This window comes from Chromobacterium rhizoryzae (genome assembly GCF_020544465.1).
In the GTDB taxonomy this organism is placed as follows: domain Bacteria; phylum Pseudomonadota; class Gammaproteobacteria; order Burkholderiales; family Chromobacteriaceae; genus Chromobacterium.
In genome coordinates this window covers 2,337,590-2,359,701 of record NZ_CP066126.1, presented here as the reverse complement: position 1 = coordinate 2,359,701, position 22,112 = coordinate 2,337,590, and the positions used below count along the sequence as shown (strand labels likewise).

Annotated in this window: 23 protein-coding genes; 13 read left to right on the top strand and 10 right to left on the bottom strand. The window is 66.5% G+C overall.

Annotated features, from left to right (window positions below):
• The first annotated feature begins 24 nt into the window (after positions 1–24).
• The 5 genes from JC616_RS10755 (at position 25) to JC616_RS10735 (ending at position 4,122) form a co-directional block, all read left to right on the top strand.
• The gene (locus JC616_RS10755) at positions 25–1,107 is read left to right on the top strand and encodes a PfkB family carbohydrate kinase (RefSeq protein ID WP_227108202.1); all 1,083 of its coding nucleotides are present in this window, start codon (positions 25–27) and stop codon (positions 1,105–1,107) included.
• A gap of 26 nt (positions 1,108–1,133) precedes the next feature.
• The gene (locus JC616_RS10750) at positions 1,134–2,060 is read left to right on the top strand and encodes a pseudouridine-5'-phosphate glycosidase (RefSeq protein WP_227108200.1); all 927 of its coding nucleotides are present in this window, start codon (positions 1,134–1,136) and stop codon (positions 2,058–2,060) included.
• Between the two features lie 74 nt (positions 2,061–2,134).
• Positions 2,135–2,800 (top strand): HD domain-containing protein, encoded by a 666-nt coding sequence (locus JC616_RS10745; RefSeq protein WP_227108197.1) that lies wholly within the window; start codon positions 2,135–2,137, stop codon positions 2,798–2,800.
• A 131-nt stretch (positions 2,801–2,931) separates the two neighbouring features.
• Positions 2,932–3,657, top strand: coding sequence for a metallophosphoesterase (locus JC616_RS10740; RefSeq protein WP_158274272.1), 726 nt, complete (start codon positions 2,932–2,934; stop codon positions 3,655–3,657).
• Between the two features lie 69 nt (positions 3,658–3,726).
• Positions 3,727–4,122, top strand: coding sequence for a hypothetical protein (locus tag JC616_RS10735; RefSeq protein ID WP_227108195.1), 396 nt, complete (start codon positions 3,727–3,729; stop codon positions 4,120–4,122).
• A gap of 49 nt (positions 4,123–4,171) precedes the next feature.
• Here JC616_RS10735 and JC616_RS10730 read toward each other — a convergent pair whose 3' ends face one another.
• Positions 4,172–5,965 carry an ABCB family ABC transporter ATP-binding protein/permease gene (locus JC616_RS10730; RefSeq protein WP_227108193.1) on the bottom strand — a complete coding sequence of 598 codons (1,794 nt, stop codon included), beginning with the start codon at positions 5,963–5,965 and terminating at the stop codon, positions 4,172–4,174.
• A 337-nt stretch (positions 5,966–6,302) separates the two neighbouring features.
• Positions 6,303–6,683: a Co2+/Mg2+ efflux protein ApaG gene (gene apaG / locus JC616_RS10725; RefSeq protein WP_019101389.1), complete on the bottom strand. Its 381-nt coding sequence runs from the start codon at positions 6,681–6,683 to the stop codon at positions 6,303–6,305.
• 107 nt (positions 6,684–6,790) lie between these two features.
• Here apaG and rpe point away from each other — a divergent pair, with 107 nt between their 5' ends.
• The 5 genes from rpe (at position 6,791) to JC616_RS10700 (ending at position 11,307) form a co-directional block, all read left to right on the top strand.
• Positions 6,791–7,474 carry a ribulose-phosphate 3-epimerase gene (rpe, locus tag JC616_RS10720; RefSeq protein WP_227108191.1) on the top strand — a complete coding sequence of 228 codons (684 nt, stop codon included), beginning with the start codon at positions 6,791–6,793 and terminating at the stop codon, positions 7,472–7,474.
• A 29-nt stretch (positions 7,475–7,503) separates the two neighbouring features.
• On the top strand, positions 7,504–8,259 hold the full coding sequence (locus JC616_RS10715) for an SDR family oxidoreductase (RefSeq protein WP_107799226.1): 756 nt from the start codon (positions 7,504–7,506) through the stop codon (positions 8,257–8,259).
• Positions 8,260–8,516: 257 nt separating this feature from the next.
• Entirely contained in the window at positions 8,517–9,185 is a 669-nt protein-coding gene (locus JC616_RS10710) for a phosphoglycolate phosphatase (protein ID WP_227108188.1), read from the top strand.
• A gap of 138 nt (positions 9,186–9,323) precedes the next feature.
• Positions 9,324–10,787, top strand: coding sequence for an anthranilate synthase component I (gene trpE / locus JC616_RS10705; protein WP_227108186.1), 1,464 nt, complete (start codon positions 9,324–9,326; stop codon positions 10,785–10,787).
• A 100-nt stretch (positions 10,788–10,887) separates the two neighbouring features.
• Positions 10,888–11,307: a GNAT family N-acetyltransferase gene (locus JC616_RS10700; RefSeq protein WP_227108184.1), complete on the top strand. Its 420-nt coding sequence runs from the start codon at positions 10,888–10,890 to the stop codon at positions 11,305–11,307.
• A gap of 6 nt (positions 11,308–11,313) precedes the next feature.
• Here JC616_RS10700 and JC616_RS10695 read toward each other — a convergent pair whose 3' ends face one another.
• A complete protein-coding gene (locus JC616_RS10695) occupies positions 11,314–12,123 on the bottom strand; it encodes a phytanoyl-CoA dioxygenase family protein (RefSeq protein ID WP_227108182.1) in 810 nt (269 codons plus the stop codon).
• Between the two features lie 119 nt (positions 12,124–12,242).
• Between JC616_RS10695 and JC616_RS10690 the strand changes: the two genes are divergently transcribed.
• The gene (locus tag JC616_RS10690) at positions 12,243–13,175 is read left to right on the top strand and encodes a LysR family transcriptional regulator (RefSeq protein ID WP_227108180.1); all 933 of its coding nucleotides are present in this window, start codon (positions 12,243–12,245) and stop codon (positions 13,173–13,175) included.
• A 35-nt stretch (positions 13,176–13,210) separates the two neighbouring features.
• On the opposite strand, the gene JC616_RS10685 is transcribed toward JC616_RS10690, so the two are convergent.
• From JC616_RS10685 to arfB, 4 genes are all read right to left on the bottom strand, one after another.
• Positions 13,211–13,822 (bottom strand): 3'-5' exonuclease, encoded by a 612-nt coding sequence (locus tag JC616_RS10685; protein ID WP_227108178.1) that lies wholly within the window; start codon positions 13,820–13,822, stop codon positions 13,211–13,213.
• Positions 13,819–14,025 carry a hypothetical protein gene (locus tag JC616_RS10680; protein ID WP_019101381.1) on the bottom strand — a complete coding sequence of 69 codons (207 nt, stop codon included), beginning with the start codon at positions 14,023–14,025 and terminating at the stop codon, positions 13,819–13,821. Before JC616_RS10680 ends, JC616_RS10685 begins: the two co-directional genes overlap by 4 nt.
• Before the next feature lie 77 nt (positions 14,026–14,102).
• On the bottom strand, positions 14,103–15,725 hold the full coding sequence (locus JC616_RS10675) for a methyl-accepting chemotaxis protein (protein WP_107799233.1): 1,623 nt from the start codon (positions 15,723–15,725) through the stop codon (positions 14,103–14,105).
• Positions 15,726–15,807: 82 nt separating this feature from the next.
• Positions 15,808–16,215 carry an alternative ribosome rescue aminoacyl-tRNA hydrolase ArfB gene (gene arfB / locus JC616_RS10670; RefSeq protein ID WP_081544746.1) on the bottom strand — a complete coding sequence of 136 codons (408 nt, stop codon included), beginning with the start codon at positions 16,213–16,215 and terminating at the stop codon, positions 15,808–15,810.
• A gap of 167 nt (positions 16,216–16,382) precedes the next feature.
• Here arfB and JC616_RS10665 point away from each other — a divergent pair, with 167 nt between their 5' ends.
• Positions 16,383–17,564, top strand: coding sequence for a GGDEF domain-containing protein (locus JC616_RS10665; RefSeq protein WP_227108176.1), 1,182 nt, complete (start codon positions 16,383–16,385; stop codon positions 17,562–17,564).
• Between the two features lies 1 nt (position 17,565).
• Here the strand turns inward: JC616_RS10665 and JC616_RS10660 are convergent, their stop codons facing one another.
• Positions 17,566–19,101, bottom strand: coding sequence for a thioredoxin family protein (locus JC616_RS10660; RefSeq protein WP_227108174.1), 1,536 nt, complete (start codon positions 19,099–19,101; stop codon positions 17,566–17,568).
• A 152-nt stretch (positions 19,102–19,253) separates the two neighbouring features.
• Here JC616_RS10660 and JC616_RS10655 point away from each other — a divergent pair, with 152 nt between their 5' ends.
• On the top strand, positions 19,254–20,483 hold the full coding sequence (locus JC616_RS10655; RefSeq protein WP_227108172.1) for an amidohydrolase: 1,230 nt from the start codon (positions 19,254–19,256) through the stop codon (positions 20,481–20,483).
• 31 nt (positions 20,484–20,514) lie between these two features.
• Here the strand turns inward: JC616_RS10655 and JC616_RS10650 are convergent, their stop codons facing one another.
• Both JC616_RS10650 and JC616_RS10645 read right to left on the bottom strand, forming a co-directional pair.
• Positions 20,515–21,699, bottom strand: coding sequence for an acetyl-CoA C-acyltransferase (locus tag JC616_RS10650; RefSeq protein WP_107799237.1), 1,185 nt, complete (start codon positions 21,697–21,699; stop codon positions 20,515–20,517).
• Between the two features lie 10 nt (positions 21,700–21,709).
• A complete protein-coding gene (locus tag JC616_RS10645; RefSeq protein ID WP_019101375.1) occupies positions 21,710–22,111 on the bottom strand; it encodes a MerR family transcriptional regulator in 402 nt (133 codons plus the stop codon).
• Position 22,112: the final 1 nt, after the last annotated feature.

Below are 22,112 nucleotides of genomic sequence, written 5' to 3'. Positions count from 1 at the left end.
GTTTGCAAAACGGACAAATGTTTGATGACTGAGCGGGAACAACAAATCCTCTCTCTGCTGCGCCTGGATCCGCTGATCCCGCAGCAGGAGCTGGCGGATCAACTGGGCATCAGCCGCTCGGCGGTGGCCGGGCATATCATGAATCTGGTGCAAAAGGGGCATATCCGCGGCAAAGGCTACATCCTGGCCGAACAGCGCTATGTCGCCGCCGTCGGCGGCGCCAATATGGACATCGTCGGCAGCGCCGCCGCCGCGCTGCGCCACGGCGACTCCAATCCCGGCCAGGTGCGCTGCTCGCCCGGCGGCGTGGCGCGCAACGTCGCGGAAAACCTGGCGCGGCTGGGCGCCGACTGCCGGCTGGTCTCGGTGGTGGGCGACGACATCCACGGCCGCTCGCTGCTGGAAGCCACCCAGCGCGCCGGCGTCGACGTGCGCGGCTGTCTGACGCTGCCGGACGCCGCCACCTCCACCTATCTGTCCATCCAGCAGGCCGACGGCGACATGGCGCTGGCCATCAACGACATGGACATTCTCAACCGGCTGACGCCTGAGCGCCTGCAAGCGCAGAGCGAGCTGGTGCGCCACGCCGGCGCGGTGGTGGCCGACACCAATCTGAGCGCCGACGCGCTGGCCTGGCTGATCGCCGAAAGCGGCGACAAGCCGCTGTTCGTCGATCCGGTATCCGCGTTCAAGGCCGAGCGCGTCCGCCCCTGGCTGTCGCGCATCCACACGCTGAAACCCAACCGCCTGGAAGCCGCCGCCTTGTCCGGCCTGCCGTTGGAACGGGCGGAGCACGCGCCGGAGGCGGCGCGCTGGTTCCATGGCCAGGGCGTGCGCCGCATAGTGCTGAGCATGGCCGGCGCCGGCATCTATTACAGCGGCGAAGCCGGCGACGGCTGGCTGGACGCGCCGGACTGCGCCATCGTCAACACCACCGGCTCCGGCGACGCGCTGATGGCCGGCCTGACCTGGGGTTGGCTCAATGAGCTGTCGCTGGCGGACAGCGTGCGCTTTGCTCGCGGCTGCGCCGCGCTGACGTTGTCCTCCGCCGCCACCAACAACCCTTCCCTGTCCCGCGCGGCGGTGGAAGCCTATCTGAACGCCTGATCTCGTCATCAACTAAGGAGCACGCAATGCACAACGCCCATCTCGACATCCATCCCGAAGTCGCCGCCGCCCTGGCCGCCAACCGCCCGGTGGTGGCGTTGGAATCCACCATCATTTCCCACGGCATGCCTTATCCGCAGAACGTGGAAACCGCGCTGCAAGTGGAAGCGGAAATCCGCGCCCACGGCGCGGTGCCGGCCACCATCGCCATCATCGACGGACATCTGAAGGCCGGTCTGAGCGCGGACGAGATCGAATACCTGGGCAAGGGCGGCCGCGACATCGCCAAGGTCAGCCGCCGCGACCTGCCCTTCATCGTCGCCGGCAAACGCAGCGGCGCCACCACCGTGGCCACCACCATGATCATCGCCGCGATGGCCGGCATCCGCGTGTTCGCCACCGGCGGCATCGGCGGCGTGCACCGCGGAGCCGAGCGCAGCTTCGACGTGTCCGCCGACCTGCAGGAACTGGCTCAAACCCCGGTGGCCGTGGTCTGCGCCGGCGCCAAGTCCATCCTGGACCTGGGCCTGACGCTGGAATACCTGGAAACCCACGGCGTGCCGGTCATCGGCCACCGCTGCGACCACCTGCCGGCCTTCTTCACCCGCGACAGCGCCTTCAAGCTGGACCACCGTCTGGACGAGGCCGTCGACATCGCCGCCACGATGCAGGCCAAGTGGAACCTGCAACTGCGCGGCGGCGTGGTGGTGGCCAATCCGATTCCGGAGCAATACGCGATGCCGCGCGACAAGATCGACGCCGCCATCGAGCAGGCGCTGGGCGAGGCCGAAGCGCAAGGCGTGGCCGGCAAGGAGTCCACCCCCTTCCTGCTGGCTCGCGTCTGCGAGCTGACCGGCGGCAACAGCCTGGCCGCCAACATCCAGCTGGTGCTGAACAACGCCCGCCTGGCCTCGGCGATCGCGGCGCGCTACTGCGAACTGAACGCAGGCTGAGAACTGTTAAATCGCCGGCTTGACGGCGACGCGGATTGGGGCTGTAATCCCCTGCCCCAATCCTTGCCGCCGCCATGAACTCCATTCTTTCCGACGCGACGCTAGACGACTGGCGCGTCCGCCTGATCGGCCTGCTGCAACAACAGCCGGGCGACGACGACGGCGCCCACGATCTCAACCATTTCCATCGCGTCTGGGCCTGCGCCCGGCAGTTGCTGGACGCCCATCCCGACGGCGACGCATTGACCGTGCTGGCCGCCTGTTATCTGCACGACCTGGTCAACCTGCCGAAAAACCATCCGGAACGCCATCTGGCCTCGCGCCAGGCCGCCGCCCGCGCCCGCGCGCTGCTGGCCGCCGGCGATTTTCCGGCGGAACGGCTGGACGGCGTGGCCCACGCCATCGAGGCGCATAGTTTCAGCGCGGCCATCCCGCCGCAGAGCCTGGAAGCCCGCATCGTGCAGGACGCCGACCGCATGGACGCGCTGGGCGCCGTCGGTCTGGCGCGGCTGTTCTACACCGCCGGGCGCATGGACTCGGCGCTGGCTCATCCGCAAGATCCGCTGGGCGAGGCCCGCCAGCTGGACGACCGCCGCTGGGCGCTGGACCACATCGAGGTTAAGCTCGCCAAATTGCCGGCCATGATGCAAACCGAGGCCGGCCGAAAGATGGCGGAGCAACGGCTGCAGTGGCTGCGGGACTTCCGCCGGCAATTCTGCCAGGAATGGCGAACCGCCTAGCCCCGGATGACATCGAACTCGGTAAGCCTTTGATAGTCAAATCAAAACAATTCTAATTGTGAAACTATCAACACAATGACAAAACCATTGGCATGGCGCAAAATAGCCGCACCCCACCCCCGAGTTCGAGCATGATTCTGAAGCTGCAACGCAATACCCAAGGCCGCGATTGGGCGGTCGGCGACATTCACGGCTGCTTCCGCCAATTGTCGCGTTTGCTGAAAATGGCCGCCTTCAATCCCGAGTGCGACCGACTGTTGTCGGTCGGCGACATGATAGACCGCGGCGCCGACAGCGCGGCGGTGCTGGAGTGGCTGGCGCAACCGTGGTTCTACGCGGTGCGCGGCAATCACGAACAATTGGCGATCGATTCGATACTGGGCGACAAGCAAGCCGAAATCCGCCACGTCAACAACGGCGGCTCCTGGTTGCTGACCCTGCCCGCGCCTCAGCGACAAGCCTGCCTGGCCGCTTTTCAGCGCCTGCCCTACGCGATAGAGGTCAGTGACGCGGACGGCGGCAAGATCGGCGTGGTGCACGCGGATTGCCCCGGCAACGACTGGGACGCGCTGGCCGCCGGCCTAGCCAACGGCACGCTGCCGGAAAGCGGCCGCAACGTCGCGCTGTGGTCGCGGGAACGCGCGCGCCACGGCCGCGGCGGCGTTGTGCGCGGCGTGGACCTGCTGCTGGTGGGCCATACCCCGCAAACCAGCGCCACCCGCTTCGACAATGTGTTGAACCTGGACACCGGCGCCGTCTACGGCGGCAAACTGACCCTGTTCTGCCTGAACGACTTCGTCGAACTGTCGCTGCCCAGCGAAGACGACGCCCTGCTCGGTTTCCACCTGCACGATTAGCGCGACGGTGGCGCGCCGCGGCCGGGATGGCTAGAATGCGGCGCTCTGACTTTTTCCCAGGAGCCCAAGATGGCGAGCAAGAAAGCCGCGACCAAGCCCCAGGCGCAGCAACGCCAGCAACAGGATAAGCGCTGGAACGCCGCGGAGCAGGCCTGCCGCGAAATCATGAGCTTGCTGGAGGCTTTGCAGCCCAGCCTGGCCGCTCAGCAAACCTCGGAGCAGTACGCGCAGATGGCGGCCGTGTACTACAAGAAAATCCGCAACGGCCGGGTGCTGTCGCCCGGCGATTTCAATCTGGCCGCCGACGTGGCCGCCAGCGCCCGCCGCGCCTTACAGGCGCTGTCCCCCGCGCTGGACTTCGCCGGCCACCCTCAAAGCGCGGACTGCCAGCGCATGCTGACGCTGGCCGACGCCGTGCTGGCGGCGATGAGCGAACTCAAGGCCGCCGGCCAACGCCAGCCCTGAGCCGGTTCAAGACCGCGGCGCTCCAGCGCGGCAGACTTGGAACAGGTTCTCAGACGTCGTCGGCCACCGGCTGCTCCGTCTGCTGCAAACGCCACATCTCGGCGTAGCGGCCGCCGCGCTCCAACAGCTCGCGGTGGCTGCCCTGCTCCAGCACGCGCCCGGCCTCCATCACCAGGATCTGGTCGGCGTCGACGATGGTGGACAGCCGGTGGGCGATGATCAGCGTGGTGCGGTTGGCTGAGATCTCGGCCAATTCGCGCTGGATCGCCTTCTCGGTGCGCGAATCCAGCGCGCTGGTGGCCTCGTCGAAGATCAGGATGGGCGGATTCTTCAGAATGGTGCGCGCAATCGCCACCCGCTGTTTTTCCCCGCCGGACAGCTTGAGGCCGCGCTCGCCCACCATCGTGTCGTAACCGTCCGGCAGACTGCTGACGAAATCGTGGATGTGCGCGGACTTGGCCGCTTCCATCACTTCCTCGCGGCTGGCGCCGGGCCGGCCGTAGGCGATGTTGTAATACACCGTGTCGTTGAACAGCACCGTGTCCTGCGGCACGATGCCGATATGGGCACGCAGGCTGTCCTGGCTCAGTTCGCGGATATCGCGGCCGTTGACCAGGATGCGGCCCTCGCCGACGTCGTAATAGCGAAACAGCAGCCGCGACAGCGTGGATTTGCCCGCGCCGCTGGCGCCGACCACCGCCAGCGTCTTGCCGGCCGGGATGTCGAAGCTGACCTCGTTCAGAATCCGCCGCTTGCTCTCGTAAGCGAAGCCCACCTGTTCAAAGCGCACCGCGGCCGCCGGCGCGGCCAGCACCGCCGCTCCCGGCGCGTCCGCCACCTCCTCGTTGGCGCCCAGCAGCGCGAACATGCGCTCGATGTCGGCCAGCGAATGCTTGATCTCGCGGTAGACGAAGCCGAGGAAGTTCAAGGGCGCGTACAACTGGGTGATGAAGGTGGCCACCAGCACCACGTCGCCCACCGTCATCCGCCCGGCCACCACCTCGCGCGCGGACAAAACCATGATCAGGGTGACGCCGCTGGCGATGATCAGGCCCTGGCCGGCGTTGAGCATGGACAGCGACACCTGGTTCTTGATCGCCGACGCTTCCCAGGCCGCCAGATTCTTGTCGTAGCGCGCCGCCTCGTAGCCTTCGTTGTTGAAATATTTGACCGTCTCGTAATTGAGCAGCGCGTCTATCGCCTTGGCGTTGGCCTTGGAGTCCAGATCGTTCATGCTGCGGCGGTAGACGGTGCGCCACTCGGTCACCACCAGGGTGAAGGCGATGTAGACGGCGATGGTGCCGAAGGTCACCAGCGCGAACGGCCAGGCGTAGCGGTGCAGCAGAATGGCGGTGACCATGCCGATTTCCAGCAAGGTGGGCAGGATGTTGAACACGGTGAAGTTCAGCAAAAAGCCTATGCCCTTGGTGCCGCGCTCGATGTCGCGGCTCATGCCCCCGGTCTGACGCTCCAGGTGAAAGCGCAGCGACAGCCGCAGCAGATGCTGGAACACGCCGCCGGCCACGCTGCGCACCGCGCCCTGTATCACCCGCGCGAACACCGCGTCGCGCAGCTCGCCCAGCACGCTGGACAGCAGACGGGCGCAGCCGTAGCCGGCCAGCGCCAGCACCGGCAAGGCCAACAGGGTGGCCGGCACCGAGAGTTGATCGACGATGTCTTTCAGGTACAAGGGCGTGCTGACCGCGGCCACCTTGGCCAAAATCATACAGGACAGCGCCAACAGCACCCGCCACTTGAACACCCATAAATAGGGCACAAGCGTCTTGAGGGTGGCGATATCGTTGCGGTGGTCCGGAGCCGGGCCGGAATGGGTAAAACGCATATTTGGGATTGCCTGTTGCGTCAAGCTGTTCCAAAGTGAGAGTTGAGTTGTCTTGCGAACATCATCAACGCTCGCCAGGGGGCGCGGACATGTGGATATTATTGCTGGAAGCGGCGATTGCCGGCGGATTGGCCACCTTCATCGTGTGGTGGACCTGGCCCAGGGAAAAATAGCGCCGCCGGCTTTGCGAAGTCTCAGAGCCTGTTCAAAGTCCAGCGAGCGGGGGCGAGACAAGGCGTTGCGGCCGAAAATCCGCAATGGCCAAGCGGCGCATTGAGCATTCCTAAGCCGGTTTCAACGCTGTATCGCCAAGGCTCGGCGGACTTTGAACGGGTTCTCAATGCAGCACGCGCGGCGCCACCAGATTCATCTCGGGGATTTCCGCCTCGAAACGCTTGCCGTCGTCGGCCAGAAACTGATAGCTGCCCTTCATTGAGCCGTAAGGCGTTTTCAGATGGGTGGCGCTGGAATAGTCGAAAGACTGGCCCGGCTCGATGCGCGGCTGCTCGCCCACCACCCCCATGCCGCGCACTTCCTGAACCTGCTCGTTGGCGTCGGCGATGATCCAGTGGCGGCTGACCAGCTGCGCCGGCTCGCTGCCGGTATTGGTGATGCGGATGCGATAGCCGAACACATAAATATCGTTGGCCATATTGGATTGTTCTTCGATGTAATGCGGTTCGGCTTCCACTTCGACACGGTAGGTTTTTTCCGCCATGTTCAGCGCTCCTTTTGTTGTTTGTGCTTCATTTTATCCCGCCGGAACGCTTTTGGCGCGGTAGAATGTGGCCATCCCGTGTTCATCCTTGCCCAAAGCAACGCCCTATGCGCACTTTCCGTATTGCTCCCAGCATTCTTTCCGCCGATTTTTCCTGTCTTGGCCAAGAGGTTCGCGACGTGATCTCCGCCGGCGCCGACATCATCCATTTCGACGTGATGGACAATCACTACGTGCCCAACCTGACCATAGGGCCTATGGTGTGCGAAGCCATCCGCCCGCACTGCGAGGGCACGCCCATCGACGTGCATCTGATGGTGAAACCGGTGGACAGCCTGGCCGCCGCCTTCGCCAAGGCCGGCGCGAACATCATCACCTTCCATCCGGAAGCCTCCGAGCACGTCGACCGCACGCTGGGCCTGATCAAGGACGCCGGCTGCAAGGCCGGCCTGGTGTTCAACCCGGCCACCTCCTTGTCCTATCTGGACCATGTGATGGACAAGATAGACATGGTGCTGATCATGTCGGTGAACCCGGGCTTCGGCGGCCAGAAGTTCATCCCGCACGCGCTGGACAAGGTGCGCGAGGCGCGCCGCCGCATCGATGAATACACCGCCAGGCACGGCGGCGAAATCTGGCTGGAAGTGGACGGTGGCATCAAGACCGACAATATCCGCGCGGTGGCCGAAGCCGGCGCCGACACCTTCGTCGCCGGTTCCGCCATCTACGGCCAGGCCGATTACAAGACCGTGATCGACGAGATGCGCGCCGAGCTGGCCCAACTCCGCTGAAACCGGCCCTCACCCCAGGAGCACAGAATATGCACGCCTTCATCGTGACCGGCGCCTCCCGCGGCCTTGGCCTGGCGCTGACCGAAGCCCTGCTCGCCGACGGCTACCGCGTCGCCGGCCTGGCGCGCGGCGCCGTGGACGCGCTGGCCGCGCTGACGCGCCGTTACCCGGAACGCCTGAGCGCCATAGACGCCGACCTCTCCGACGCCGCCGCGGTGGCGCCGGCCATCGCCGCCGCGCTGGAACAGCTGAAGCCGGCCGACTGCGCCAGCCTCAACCTGATCAACAACGCCGGCGTGGTGACACCCATCGCCCAGGCCGGCCATTACCCGGCCGAAGACCTGGTCCGCGCGCTGGCGATCAATCTGGCGGCGCCGATGCTGGCTACGGACGCGCTGCTGCGCGCCAGCGCCGGCCTCAAGGCCCGCCGCCGCATCCTGAACATTTCCTCAGGCGCCGCCGCCAAACCCTACCCGGGCTGGAGCGTGTATTGCACCACCAAGGCCGGGCTGGACCACTTCAGCCGCAGCGTGGCCGCGGAACAGGCCGGCCAGGACAACGCCGCGCACATCGTCGCGCTCTACCCCGGCGTGGTGGACACCGACATGCAGGCCAGCATCCGCGGCAGCGACGCCGAGCAGTTCCCGCAGAAAGCCCGTTTCGACGCGCTGAAGGCGGACGGCGAACTGAGCACCCCGGCCGCCGCCGCGCGCCGCATCGTCGACCATCTGCTGTCGCCGGCTTTTGGCCTGCAAACCGTGGTGGACATCCGCAACCTGGGCTGAGGACCTGTTTACGATCTGCTGCGCGTCGGCGGGATGGATAGAAATGGGCGTTGAAACCAAGCTCAAAATGCTCATGTACCACCTGTACATTCCGCTTCTTCAACCGTTTTCGCCTTGTCTCGCCTTAGCTCGCGAGATCGTAAACACGTTCTGAGAAGCGGTTCAAAACCTGCCGCGCGTAGCGAGGCGCGACACGGCAAGCCCGCCTTAAACTAAACCAAACCGGCGGCGGCCAAGGCCGCCGCGCTGAAACGCTTATGAACCTGAAACACATCAAAGCCGTCGCCTTCGATCTGGACGGCACCCTGGTCGACTCCATCCCGGATCTGGCCGCCGCCGCCAACGCCATGCGCGAACATCTGGACCTGCCGCCGCTGCCGGCGCTGCGCATTCAAGAACACGTCGGCGACGGCATCGCCAGCCTGGTGCACCGCGCGCTGACCAATGAGCGCGACGGCCAGGCCGATCCGGCGCTGTGGGAGCGCGGCTACGTCTTCTTCATCCAGTACTACCGCGAACACCTGAGCGACAACACCACCATCTATCCGGGCGTGACCGACGGCCTGGGCCTGCTGCGCGCGCTGCAGCTGCCGCTGGCGGTGATCACCAATAAATCCGAACGGCTGGCGCTGCCGCTGCTGGAACAACTGGGGCTGCGCGATTGCTTCAGCCTGATCATCGGCGGCGACACCCTGGCGGAAAAGAAACCGTCGGCGCTGCCCTTGCTGCACGTTTGCCAGGTTTTGGGCATACAGCCTGAACAGATGGCCATGGTCGGCGACTCCGCCAACGACGTGCTGGCCGCCCGCAATGCCGGCTGCGCCGCCGTGGCCGTCAGCTACGGCTATGCCGACGCCGCCGCGCTGGGCGCCGATCTCACGGTGTCCAATATTGCCGAACTATACGATTTGATGAAGAATAGCTGATCAGCTGATAACTTCTTTTACGGATGACGACTTCATGACGAAGCAAGGATACCGGCTTGGATGCCGATGGCGCCGCTCAATGCCTGTTTGACAAGCTGCATTCGACCTCACCACGACCACAAGAGCGCAGGACCCGCCATGACCCATGAAGAATTCAACCGCCTGGCCGCCGCCGGCTACAACCGCATTCCGGTCAGCCTGGAATTGTTCGCCGATCTCGACACTCCGATGTCGGTCTACCTGAAGCTGGCCAACCAGCCCTATTCCTATCTTTTGGAGTCCGTCGTCGGCGGCGAGCGCTTTGGCCGCTACTCCTTCATCGGCCTGCCGTCCACCACCCGCTTGCGGGTCAACGGCCAGCAGGTGCAGGTGGAATACGGCGACAAGGTGATCGAGCGTCACAGCGGCGATCCGCTGGCCTTCATCGAAGCCTTCCAACAGCGCTTCCGCACCCCGCCGCAACCCGGCCTGCCGCGCTTCGCCGGCGGCCTGGTCGGCTATTTCGGCTACGACACCATACGCCACATCGAAAAGCGGCTGTCCGAAACCAGCAAGCCCGACACCATAGGCACGCCGGACATGCTGCTGATGGTGTCCGAGGAATTGGCCGTGGTGGACAATCTGTCCGGCAAGCTTTATCTGATCGTCTACGCCGATCCGGAAGTGCCCAACGCGCTGCTCAAAGCCGAGGCGCGGCTGGCGCAACTGCGCGCCCGCCTGCGCGAACCGCTGGAAGCGCCCTTGTCCTTGCCGGCCCAAGGCACGCAATCGGCGTCGGAATACGGCGAACAGGCGTTCAAGGACGCGGTGTCCGCCTGCAAGCGCTACATCCACGACGGCGACATCATGCAGGTGGTGCTGTCGCAGCGCATGCAGATGCCGTTCGCGGAGTCCCCGCTCAGCCTCTACCGCGCGCTGCGCAGCCTGAACCCGTCGCCCTATATGTTCCTCTATCACTTCGACGACTTCCACGTGGTGGGCGCCTCGCCGGAAATCCTGGTGCGCCGCGAACAGGACACCGTCACCGTGCGCCCCATCGCCGGCACCCGCCCGCGCGGCCAGACCCGCGAGCAGGACGAGGCGCTGGCGGCCGAATTGCTGGCCGACCCCAAGGAAATCGCCGAACACGTGATGCTGATGGATCTGGGCCGCAACGACGTGGGCCGCGTCGCCGTCACCGGCAGCGTGCGCGTCACCGACAATATGGCGATCGAGCGCTATTCCCATGTGATGCACATCGTGTCCAGCGTGGAAGGCAAAGTCGGCCCCGAGGTGTCGAACATCGATGTGCTCAAGGCCACTTTTCCGGCCGGCACCCTATCCGGCGCGCCCAAGGTGCGGGCGATGGAGATCATCGACCAGTTCGAACCCAGCAAGCGCGGCATCTACGGCGGCGCGGTCGGCTATCTGGGCTTCAACGGCGATATGGACCTGTGCATCGCCATCCGCACCGCGGTGTTGAAGAACCGCATGCTCTATGTGCAGGCCGGCGCCGGCATCGTCGCCGACTCCTCGCCGGACATGGAATGGCAGGAAACCCAGAACAAGGCGCGCGCCGTTCTGCGCGCCGCGGCGCTGGCCCAGCAAGGACTGGACGCCTGATCCGAACAAACGACCCGCCTAGGCGGGCCGTTCTCTATGGTGCAAAGCACCGCGTCGCCAAGTCGACTTCAGGAGAAAAACGCTGAGCCAACCCATCACCTTGCGCCCGGCCATCCGCGGCGACCTCGCCTTCCTACTGGCGCTGCGCCGCGCCAGCATGGGTCCCCATCTGCAAACGGCGGGCCGCCCCTGTGATGAAGATGCACTCCTGAGCCGAGTCCACGATGGTTTCGAACACGCCTCCATCATCCTCGAAGGCGAACGGGACATCGGTCTGCTCAAAGTCGCGCGCCGGCTCCCCGCTTGGCGGTTGATCCAGTTGCAACTGCTGCCGGACTGCCATGGCCGCGGCCTGGGCGGCAAGCTGATCCGCAGTCTGCAACGCGAGGCCGAACACGCCGGAGCCGCCTTGGAACTCAGCGTGCTGGAGCGTAATCCGGCGCGACGGCTCTACCTGCGCCTAGGCTTTGTCGATATCCAATACGCCGACGGCGAATTCCTGATGCGCTGGACCGCCTGACAGACCTCAGGCCGCCGGCCACAGCACCGGAAACCAATCCTCGCGCAGGCGCTGGCCCGGCCTCATGCCGTGCTCCGGATACGGCGGCGAGGTGCGTCCCGGACGCTCGGCGTAACGCGCGTCGTCGCCCAGCCAGCGCAAGGACAGCGCCCGCCGCCGTCCACCGCCGGGATTGCCGCGCGCGCCGTGCACGGTGCGGAAATCGAACAGCACCGCGTCGCCCGGCTCCAAGGCCCACTCCAGCACCCGCATGCCCGGCTCGCTGTCCGGATCCGGCGCATCGCGGTAGCGGCGCGCGTCGCCCTCGTAGAAGCCGGAATCGTCTTTCCAGCGCACCGGCCGCACCCATTCCTCCCAGCGATGCGAACCGGCGACCAGCCGCAAAGTGGCTTCGCGCACCGGGTCCACCGGAATCCAGAAACTGGCGGTCTGTTCGCCGTCGACGAAGTAATACGGGATGTCCTGATGCCAAGGCGTGGGCTTGTGGGTGCCGGGCTCCTTGACCAGCACATGCTCGTGGAAGAATTGCGCGCGGGTCGAGCGCATCAGGGTAGCCGCGACGGCGGCGGCCGGCGACTCCGTCACCACCGCCTCGAATTCGGGAATACGCCGCCAGTTGCAATAATCCTCGAAGAAGGAGCCCGGCTCGCCGGCGGCGACCACATTGCCGGCGTAGGGGCCGGGCGCATGCAGATTACGCTCGATGCCGGCGGCGATGACATCCACCCAATCGCGGAACAGGCCGCGCAGGCAGACGGCGCCGTCGCGCTGAAAGGCGGCGATGTCGGCAATGGACATTTCGGGACAGGCTGACATGGGCATCTCCTCCTCTTGTATGGATACACGCCGCCACTGCGGGCGACTGCCCTCACTATCAGCGCAAGTCCATGCCAAAATAAAATAATATGTTTTGATCATCCTCCTCGGAAAAAGCGATGAAGCTGACCTTGCGTCAATTGCGCTACGCGCTGGCCGTGGCCCGTCACGGCGGCATCAGCGCCGCGGCCGAACGGCTGAACGTCTCCCAGCCGGCGGTATCCGCCGCCGTCGGAGAGCTGGAAGGCATCCTGGGACAGGCCTTGTTCGTGCGCACCCGCGGCTCCGGCATGGCGACGACGCCGTTTGGCCGGCAAGCGCTGGCGCAGGCGCGGCGGACCGTGGAAGCCGCGATGGCGTTGGAAGGGCTGGCCGACGGCGCGGACGCCTTGGCCGGGGAATTGGCCTTAGCTTGCTTCGAGGATCTGGCGCCCTACTGTCTGCCGCCCTTGCTGCGCGCGCTGCGCGAGCGGCATCCGTCCTTGCGCGTGGAGCCGCGGGAGTGCGGCTTCGACCTGATCGGCCCGCAATTGCTGCAAGGCGGGCTGGACGTCGCCATCAGCTACGATCTGGCGCTGCCGCCCGCGCTGGCGCTGACCGAACTGCGCACGCTGGCGCCCCACGCGCTGCTGGCGGCCGATCATCCGCTGGCGCGAAACGAACAGGTGGGCTTGAGGGAATTATGCGAATGGCCGCTTTTGCTGACCGAGCAGGCGCACAGCGGCCCGCATTTTCTGGACTTGCTCCGCATGCACGGCCTGCGGCCGGCCCGGCTGGAGTCGGTCCGCAGCCTTGAGCTGCAACGCGGCATGGTGGCTCACGGCCTGGGCGTGGCCATCGCCTACACCCGGCCCAGCGGCGACCACAGCTATGACGGCCGGCCGCTGGCGCTGCGGCCCATCGCCGATCCGCTGCCGGCGCAACGCATCGTGCTCGCCTGCCTCCGGGAGCGCGCGGAGACGCCGGCCGTCGCCGCCTTGCGCGAACGGGCGCTGGCCTGGTTCGAGGCCAGACCGGAGTTTGGCGTCGTCGCGCCAGACGAAGGCGGCTGAGATTTGCGCCGCCTCATCACGACGCGGACCGCTGTTCAGCCGGCCTGGGCTTGCAGATACTGGCCTATCTTGGCCGCGCTGACTTTCTGCATGCCGCACAGCTGGCCGTGCTCACACAGATGCGCGCCATAGCGGCTGCTCAGTTCGCCCTGCAAATGCGATAGCAAATGCGCGGCCATTTCCGCGTCGGCCAGCGCGCGGTGGGCGCGGCCGGTGTCCGGCAGGCTCAGCCAGCGCGCCAAAGTGCCCAGCTTGTGGTCCGGCGCCTGCGGCAGCACCCGGCGCGACAGCAGCAGGGTGCAGGCGAAGTCCTGGCTGCGCGACAGGCCCAGCTGGGCCAGCTCGTAATCCCAGAACTTGCGGTCGAAGCTGGCGTTGTGAGCGGCCAGCGGCGTGTCGCCGACGAAGCGCGCCGCTTCGGCCATCGCCACCGCCGGCGGCGGCGCGTCGCGCAGCATCGCGTTGCTGATGCCGGTCAGCCGCTCAATCATCGGCGGAATCCACACCCCGGCGTTGATCAGGCTTTGGTAACGGCCGACGATGCGGCCGTCCTCCAGCAGCGCCACGCCGATTTCGGTGGCGCGACAGTCGCGTCCCGGGGACGCGCCGTTGGTTTCGAAATCGATGACGGCGATGCGTCGACTCATTTCAGCGCCGCCCGCGCCGCCTCTTCCGGGCTCAGGCCGTCGTAGTACTGGTCGGTGTACCACTCCGCCTGTTCCTCGATATGCTCCTGCGCCTCCGCCACCGTGGCGCCGGCCGCCACCAGATGGGTTTCCACCTCGGCGCACCATTCCAGCAACGCGCGGGTTTCCTCGTCCAACTCGTCTTGTTTTTGTTTCTTGGCCATGGCCGAATCCTCACATCGCTTTCGCGTGTCGAAAAACCGTGCATTCTACCCGCGCCGGCCGTGACGGCCAAACCGGATCAGACCCGCATATGGCGGATGGACTCGCTCAGTTCGCCAAAATGGCCGCGCAGCTGCAGCAATTCATCCTGCACCTGCTCCACCGAACGGCTGGTGGTGCCGGCATGCTGGGTCACCGCGTCGACGTTGACCAGGATTTGCGCGCCGGCCTCTTTTTGATTGTCCAGCAGCCGGGAAATATTGCGGATGCGCTCCTCCGCCACCCCGGCCTGGCGGCCGATCTGGTCCACCATGCCGCCCAACTGCTTCACCAGCTCCACGCCCTGCTCCACCTGGCCTACGCCGTTTTCCATGCCGCTGACCACTTGCTCCGAGGTGGCTTGCAGCTGGGAAATGACGTTGACGATGTCCGCCGTCGCCTGCGAAGTGCGCTCCGCCAGCGCGCGCACCTCGTCGGCCACCACGGCGAAACCGCGGCCGGATTCGCCGGCGCGCGCGGCTTCGATGGCGGCGTTCAAGGCCAGGAGATTGGTTTGCTCGGCAATGCCGCGGATCGAATCCACCATGCCGCCTATCTTGCGGATGTCGCCCTCCAGCAATTGCACGCTGTTGGCGCTGTGATGAATGGTCTGGGCCAGGTTGCCGATATTGCCCACGGTCTGCTGCACCGCCTTGCTGCCCTCGCTCGAGCATTGACCCACTTCGCCGGCGATCCGCAAAGTGCTGTCGGCGTGCTCGGCCACGCTGGCCAGGTGGTCGGCCAATTGCTGGATGGCGCCGGCCATGGACTGCGCCGAATCGGTTTGCAGCCGGCTGGCCTGCTCCACGCTCTGGGTGAGCTGGGAAATCTCGTCGACGGAGTCTCCCAGCGCGCCGGAAGTCTGGCCCACCTTGCCGACAATGCCTTGCAAGGTGTCCATCAAGGTGTTGAATTCGCCGATGGCGGCGCCCAGCTCGTCGCGCCGCCCCGCCTGCGCGCGAATGGACAGATCGCCGCTGCGCTCTATGCGTTGCGCCGCGTCCTTGAACCGCTCGATCGGCGGCAGCACCGAACGCGCCACCCACCAGCACAGCAAGGCCATCAGCAAGGCCGCGGCCAGCGCCGCGACGATGATGAGCACGGCGGCCACGCCCACCTGCGCCACCGTGCTGTCGTTCTGCCGCCGCGAACCGTTGTCGATGGCGTCGGCCAGTTTTTCCATCTTGTCTTCCAGCAGCGCGAAGTCCTGCTGGAAATCCTTCAGCTTGGCCGTCGCCTGTTCCGGCTGGTCGAAGCCGACCGCGACGATGGCGGCGGCGGCCGCGGTGTAGCGCTCCACCACCGGCAGGATCTGCTGCAGCAAGGCGCGGGCGTCGGGATCGTTGATCTTGTCCTGGTTTTCCTTCATCGCCCCGAGAAAGCGCTTGCGGTGCTCGTCCACGTCCTTGCGGATTTCCGTCAGCGCGGCGCGATCGCCGTTCTTCTGCGCCAGCATCAGCGCCAGAACGTCGCCGTGCACCGCGTCGTGCATCATGTCGGCGTCCATCTGCCGGCGCACCGCGCCCTGGCTGTCCAACAACTCATTGATGCTGCGCGCCAGGTGCGCCGTGCTTTGGTAGCCGACCGCGCCGATCAGCAGGCAGGACACCACTATGCCGAAAGCCAGCAGCTGCAGCTGCGCCCTAATCGTCAAGCCTTTCATCGCGGCCCCTTTGCCTCAATATTAATGCCCACAGCATTAACACTAATACATTCCCGCGATTCCGCCGAAGCAATTGGGCCGGCTATAGATCCACTTTACCGCGCAGGGACTTGACCTCGCCGCGCCGCGTCTTGCCGGCCAGCCGCCGCTGCTTGGAGCCGTAAGTGGGTTTGGTGGCGCGGCGCGCCTTGGGGATGTGGCTGGCGGCGTCGACCCAGGCCTGCAGGCGCTGCAGCGCGTCGGCGCGGTTCAATTCCTGAGTGCGGTGCTGCTGCGCCTTGATCACCAGCACCCCGTCCTTGTTCAAGCGTTGGTCCGGCTGGGCCAGCAGCCGCTCGCGCAGCCATTCCGGCAAGGAGGAGGCGCGCACGTCGAAGCGCAGGTGCACCGCCGACGACACTTTGTTGACGTTTTGCCCGCCCGCGCCTTGCGCGCGCATCGCGCTGAATTCCACTTCGCGCTCGCTGATCGGATACCGCGGCTTGTCCATGATGCAGACCAACAATCAAAAGAGATAATTGTAGCGCACCCGCCGCATCCCATGGCATGGGGCGGCGTTTTATTTCAGAGTGAAATTGTATGAATATCAATAGACTGCTATTGTCGTGCGCTTGCCTGGCCGATACCCTGCCAGACGCTCCTTGCCCATAGAACACGATGTCATTTTTCCTCGACCCACGGACAACGCTGGCTTGCACCGCCGGCTACAGCCTGGTCATCTCCCTGGTCACCTTCCTGTTCTGGCGACGCAGCCAGCGCCAGCCCGCCGTATTGGCGCTCGCCATCGGCGGCCTGCTGGACGCGGCGGCCGGCCTGCTCTACCTGGCCCCGCTGGATCTGGACCCTGCCTTGATCTCCATCGGCGCCAAGCTGTTGATCCAGCTGGCCGCCTTGCAGGTGCTGATCAGCATCGAGCGTTTTTACAATCACTCCAGCCATTACAGCCTGCCCTTGGGGCTGGCGCTGATCTTCATCCCCCTGCTGCTGTTCGCCCACGACGGACTGGCGCATTCGGCGCTGGCCCGCCACGCCATCTTCTCGCTGGGCGGCTGCCTGCTGTGGGGGCTGATTGCCTGGCGGCTGTGGCAGGCGGAACAAGACAGCCCGCGCGCCGGCAAATCCCTGGCCTCGGCGCTGGCGGTGCTGACCCTGCTGCTGGAGCTGACGCAGTTGGCGCTGGCCCTGTCTTCCGGACAGCCGGAAATGGAAGTGGCCAGCCAAAGACAGAATCTCTTGCTGCTGATGACGCAGTGGTCCGGCTACGGCGTGGTGGTGTGCCAGCTCTACCTGGTGTACGAACGGGCGATGGATCAGTTGTTGCAGCAATCGCGCAGCGACAGCCTGACCCGCTTGCTGAACCGGCGCAGCTTCGACGAGGAGGCGGTGACGGCCTTCCGCCTGGCTCAGCGCGAGCGGCGCGCCTTGTCGCTGATCGTGCTGGATCTGGACCATTTCAAAAGCATCAACGACCGCCACGGCCACCTGGCCGGCGACCAGGCGCTGACCGCGCTGGCGGACTGTCTGCGCCGGCAGGCGCGGCAGACCGATCTGATCGGCCGCCACGGCGGCGAGGAGTTTTGCATTCTGCTGCCGGACACCGGCCGCGAGCAGGCGGCGCAGGTGGCGGAGCGCTTGCGCGCCGCCATCGCCCGCATCGAACTGCCGCTGCCGGACGCCGGCGCGCGGCTGCGTTTCACCGCCAGCCTGGGCGTGGCCTGTCTGAACAGCAGCCACGCCTCGCTGGAAAGCCTGTTCTGCGAGGCCGACGCCATGCTCTACCAGGCCAAGCATCACGGCCGCGACAAGGTGATGCTGTCGGCGCTGCCCGCCGCCGGTTGACTCAAGAGCGAGCGGACTGCGCCAGGCCCTCGCACACCGGCTTTTGCGGATCGCCGGCCGGCAACTTGGCGCACACCTCGTCCAGCTGCCCGGCCAGCCGCGCCAGCGCCGCCGCCTGCTGTTGCTGCCGGCCCCAGGCCTTGAGCCGGTTCACCGCTTTTTCCAGCGAGCGCCGGTTGCGCTCGTAGAAGGCGCTGGGCGTGCCGCCCGCTTCCTTGAAAATGGCGCTGGCGGTGCTCTCTATCCGTTTCTCGTCTGCCGGCGCCAGTTCAATCGCCCCGCTCAGATAGCTGACGCCCCATTGCAGCCGCGTGGCCGGGCCGTTGGCCGCTTCGTAAGCCTGCCGGTACCAGTCCAGCGCCGCGGCCTTGTCGCCGCGCTGCTTGGCGTTGGAGGCCAGGATCAGCATGTGGTAGTACGGCGCGTGGGAGCGGCTCAGTTCCGCTTTCAGCAGCGTATCGGATTCGTCCAGCCAGCCGGCTTGCGTCAGCAGGTCGGCGCCGGCGGTGATCACCGCCTGGCGTTCGTAAGGATTGCCGGTGGCCTTGTCCGCGGCCGCCACCCGCTGTTTGACTTCCTCGCGCAAGGATCGCGGCAGCTCGCCCTTGGGCTGGTTCAGACGCGCCAGCGCCAGCCGCGACGACAAGGCGCCCAGGCGGTCCGCGGTGGACAAGCCCGCGTCCGCGGCCAGTTTTTCCAGCGCGGCGTCCCATTGCGCCGCCAAGGCCTGGCGCTCCGCCCCGTCCGCGCTCAGCGCCTTGACGATGTCGGCGGCGCTATTGATCAGGATGTCGGCGTTGGCGCGCGGCTGCGCCAAGGCGGCGCGCGCGACGGCTAGCCCCGCTGCGCGGTCCGGCGCCGGAGCGTCCTCGCCGGCAGCCGCGGCCAGCGCTTTCAGCTTCAGCCGCAGCGCGGTGGCCGCCGGCTGCGCCGGCGCCTTGTCCGCCAAACCCGCCAGCGTCGCCGCCACCTGCTTCTCCGGCACGATCTGCGCCTGATCGGTGTCCCAGGAATAATCCGCCAGCAATTGCCAATCGCCGTCCGCCAGCTTGTCCCCGGCCAAGGCCGCCTGCAGCAGCGCTTTCACCGGCCGCACCACCGCCAGCCCCAGCTCCAGCGTGCGCAGATAACGCTCCGGGTCCACCTCGCCCGGCAGGCGAGTGATCTCGGCGCCGTCCGGCCGGAACAGAATCATGGTCGGGTAGCCGCGCACTTTGAATTCGCTGCCCAGTTTTTGCGCGTCCGGGCTGTCCCCGTCCAGGTAGACCGGCACGAACTGGCGGGTGCGGGCGATGAAGTCCTGGCGGTTGAAAATGGTGGCCTTGACCTGGTTGCACGGCGGGCACCATACCGCGCCCCAGTACAGGAACAGCGGCTTGTTTTCCGACTTGGCCTTGGCGAAGGCCGCCGCCACATCGCCCTGCAGCCAGGCTATGCCGGGCGGCAAGGCGTGGCCGTCAACCGGCGCGGAGGCCGCCTGCGCCGGCAAGGCCAGGCTGGCGGCGACAAAAGCCAGCGAGATCAAGGTAAGCTTCATCGCAGAATTCTCTTAGAGTTGGTTTGTCGAACCATGCTAACGCAATTATTCGAACGTAATAAAGTGCAATCCCTTCTGTGCTTAGCGATAAAAAATCCATTGTCGCGCGCGCGCCGCGCAACACCGCCACTCCCGCCGCAAGGACACCGCGCATGACCGCCCTACCCGCCTACTGGCTTGGCCCCTTATTGCTGGAAGACGGCTTCGAACGCAACGCCGCCGGCCAAGTCGTCGCCACCACCACCCGCCGCGCCCATTTGCTGATCGCCGACGGCCGCATCGCCGAACTGCGCTTCGACGCGGCCCCGGAAGACGGGCGGCCGCGCCGGGACGCGCGCGGCTGGCTGGCGCTGCCGGCCTTCGCCGACATGCACATCCACCTGGACAAAGGCCATTACGGCGGGCCTTGGCGCGCCGCCACGCCCTTCGTCAGCGTGGCGGAGCGCATCCGCGAGGAACAAGGTTTTCTGCTGGATTTCCTGCCCGACACCCGGCGCCGCGCCGAAGCGCTGCTGGACCTGATCGCCGCCGACGGCGTCGCCTTTGCCCGCGTGCATTGCAATGTGGACCCGGTGGCCGGTCTCGCCACCATGGAGCAAGTGCGTCTGGCGCTGGACAGCCGCAAGCATTGGCTGGATTACGAGCTGGTCGCCTTCCCGCAGCACGGCCTGCTGTCCGGCGGCACCCTCAAGCTGATGGACCAGGCGCTGGCCTCCGGTTTCGATGTGGTGGGCGGGCTGGACCCGGCCAGCGTGGATGGCGATATCGAACGTTCGCTCCATGCCACGCTGGAGCTGGCGGTCAAGCACGGCGCGCCGGTGGACCTGCATCTGCACGAGCGCGGCGAGCTGGGCGCCTACACGCTGGAACGGCTGGCGCGGCTGAGCGAATCGGCCGGCCTGGCCGGCCGGGTCAGCGTCAGCCACGCTTACTGTCTGGGGGAACTGGAACCGGCCCGGCTGAACCAGGTGTGCGCGGCGCTGGCCGCCAGCGGCATCGCCATCGTGTCGGCGGCGCCCATCGACGTGCCGATGCCGCCGCCGCGCGTCCTGGCCGCGCACGGCATTCCGCTGAGCCTGGGCAACGACAACATCAACGACCACTGGACGCCCTACAACAGCGGCAGCATCGTCGAGCGCGCCAGCCGTCTGGGCGAGCGCCACGGCTGGAACGATGAATACTCGCTGAGCCGCGCCTTGCGCCACATCAGCCGCGGCCTGACGCCGCTGGACGACGCCGGCCGCCGCGTGTGGCCGCAAGTCGGCGACGCCGCCGATCTGACCCTGGTGGACGCCTGTTGCTCCGCCGAGCTGATCGCCCGCCGCAAGCCGGTGCGCGGCGTGCTGCGCGGCGGCCGGCCGGGCTGGTGGGCCGAGGGCTAGGCCCAGCCAAGCTTCGCCGCCTGAAAAACTCTTACAGCAACTCCAGCGCCATTGCCGTCGCCTCGCCGCCGCCTATGCACAGGCTGGCCACGCCTCGCTTGCCGCCGCGCTGACGCAGCGCCGACAGCAAGGTGATGATGATGCGCGCGCCGGAGGCGCCGATGGGGTGGCCCAGCGCGCAGGCGCCGCCGTGGACGTTGACCTTGTCGTGCGGCAGGCCCAAATCCTGCATCGCCGCCATGGTCACCACGGCGAAGGCTTCGTTGATCTCGTAGAGATCCACGTCGCCGGCGCTCCAGCCCGCCTGGGCCAGCAGCTTGCGGATCGCCTCCACCGGCGCGGTGGTGAACCAGCCCGGCTCCTGGGCGTGGGTGGCGTGGCCGACGATGCGGGCCAGCGGGCGCAGGCCGCGGCGCGCCGCCTCCTCCGCCGTCATCAACACCAGCGCGGCGGCGCCGTCGGAAATGGAGCTGGCGTTGGCCGGCGTCACCGTGCCGTCCTTCTTGAACGCCGGTTTCAGCGTCGGAATCTTGTCGACATTGGCCTTCAAGGGCTGCTCGTCGGTGTCCACCACCTGCTCGCCGCCGCGGCCGCTGACCGTCACCGGCGCGATCTCGTCGCGGAACAGGCCGTCGCGGATGGCCGCCTGGGCGCGGTTCAGCGAGGCGATGGCGAAGGCGTCCTGGGCCTCGCGGCTGAAGCCGTACTTCTCCGCGCACCATTCGGCGAACACTCCCATCAGCTTGCCCTTATCGTAAGCGTCCTCCAGGCCGTCCAGGAACATATGGTCCTTGATTTCGCCATGGCCCAGGCGCAGGCCGGCCCGCGCCTTGGTCATCAGATAAGGCGCGTTGCTCATGCTCTCCATGCCGCCGGCCACCATCACCCGCGCGCTGCCGGCGCGCAAGAGATCATGGGCCAGCATCGCCGCCTTCATGCCGGAGCCGCACATCTTGTTGACCGTGGTGCAGTTCACCGCCAGCGGCAGGCCCGCGCCCAGCGCCGCCTGACGCGCCGGCGCCTGGCCCTGGCCGGCCGGCAGCACGCAGCCGACGATGGCTTCGTCGATGTCGGCCGCCGGCACGCCGGCGCGCTCCACCGCGGCCTGGATCGCCGCCGCGCCCAGCTCCGCCGCCGTCTTGGCCGCCAAAGCGCCCTGGAAGCCACCCATGGCGGTGCGCGCCATGCCCACGATCACGATGTCTTGCTGTTGCATTGCTCACTCCTCAAGTCGATTGCCGGGCATCCGCGCCGCGCTTGTCCAGCGTTTTCTCGCACTGATGCCGCAATTGGGAAATTTCGCTCAATACCACCTTGATGTCTTCCATCTGCTCCAGCAGCTGCTGTTCCTTGCGTTGCAGGATGCGGATGAATTCGTGCAGCTGCGGCGCGTCGTCGCTGGCCGCGTCGTAGAGCGCGAACAGCTCGCGGATTTCCTGCAGGGACAGGCCGATGCGCTTGCCGCGCAGAATCAGCATCAGCCGCACCCGGTCGCGCCGGCTGTAGATGCGGCGCTGCCCCGCCCGCAGCGGCTCCAGCAATTGCTGGTCTTCGTAAAAGCGGATGGTGCGCGTGGTCACGTCGAACTCCTGCGCCAATTCGGTAATGCTGTAGGTCTGCTCCGCCATC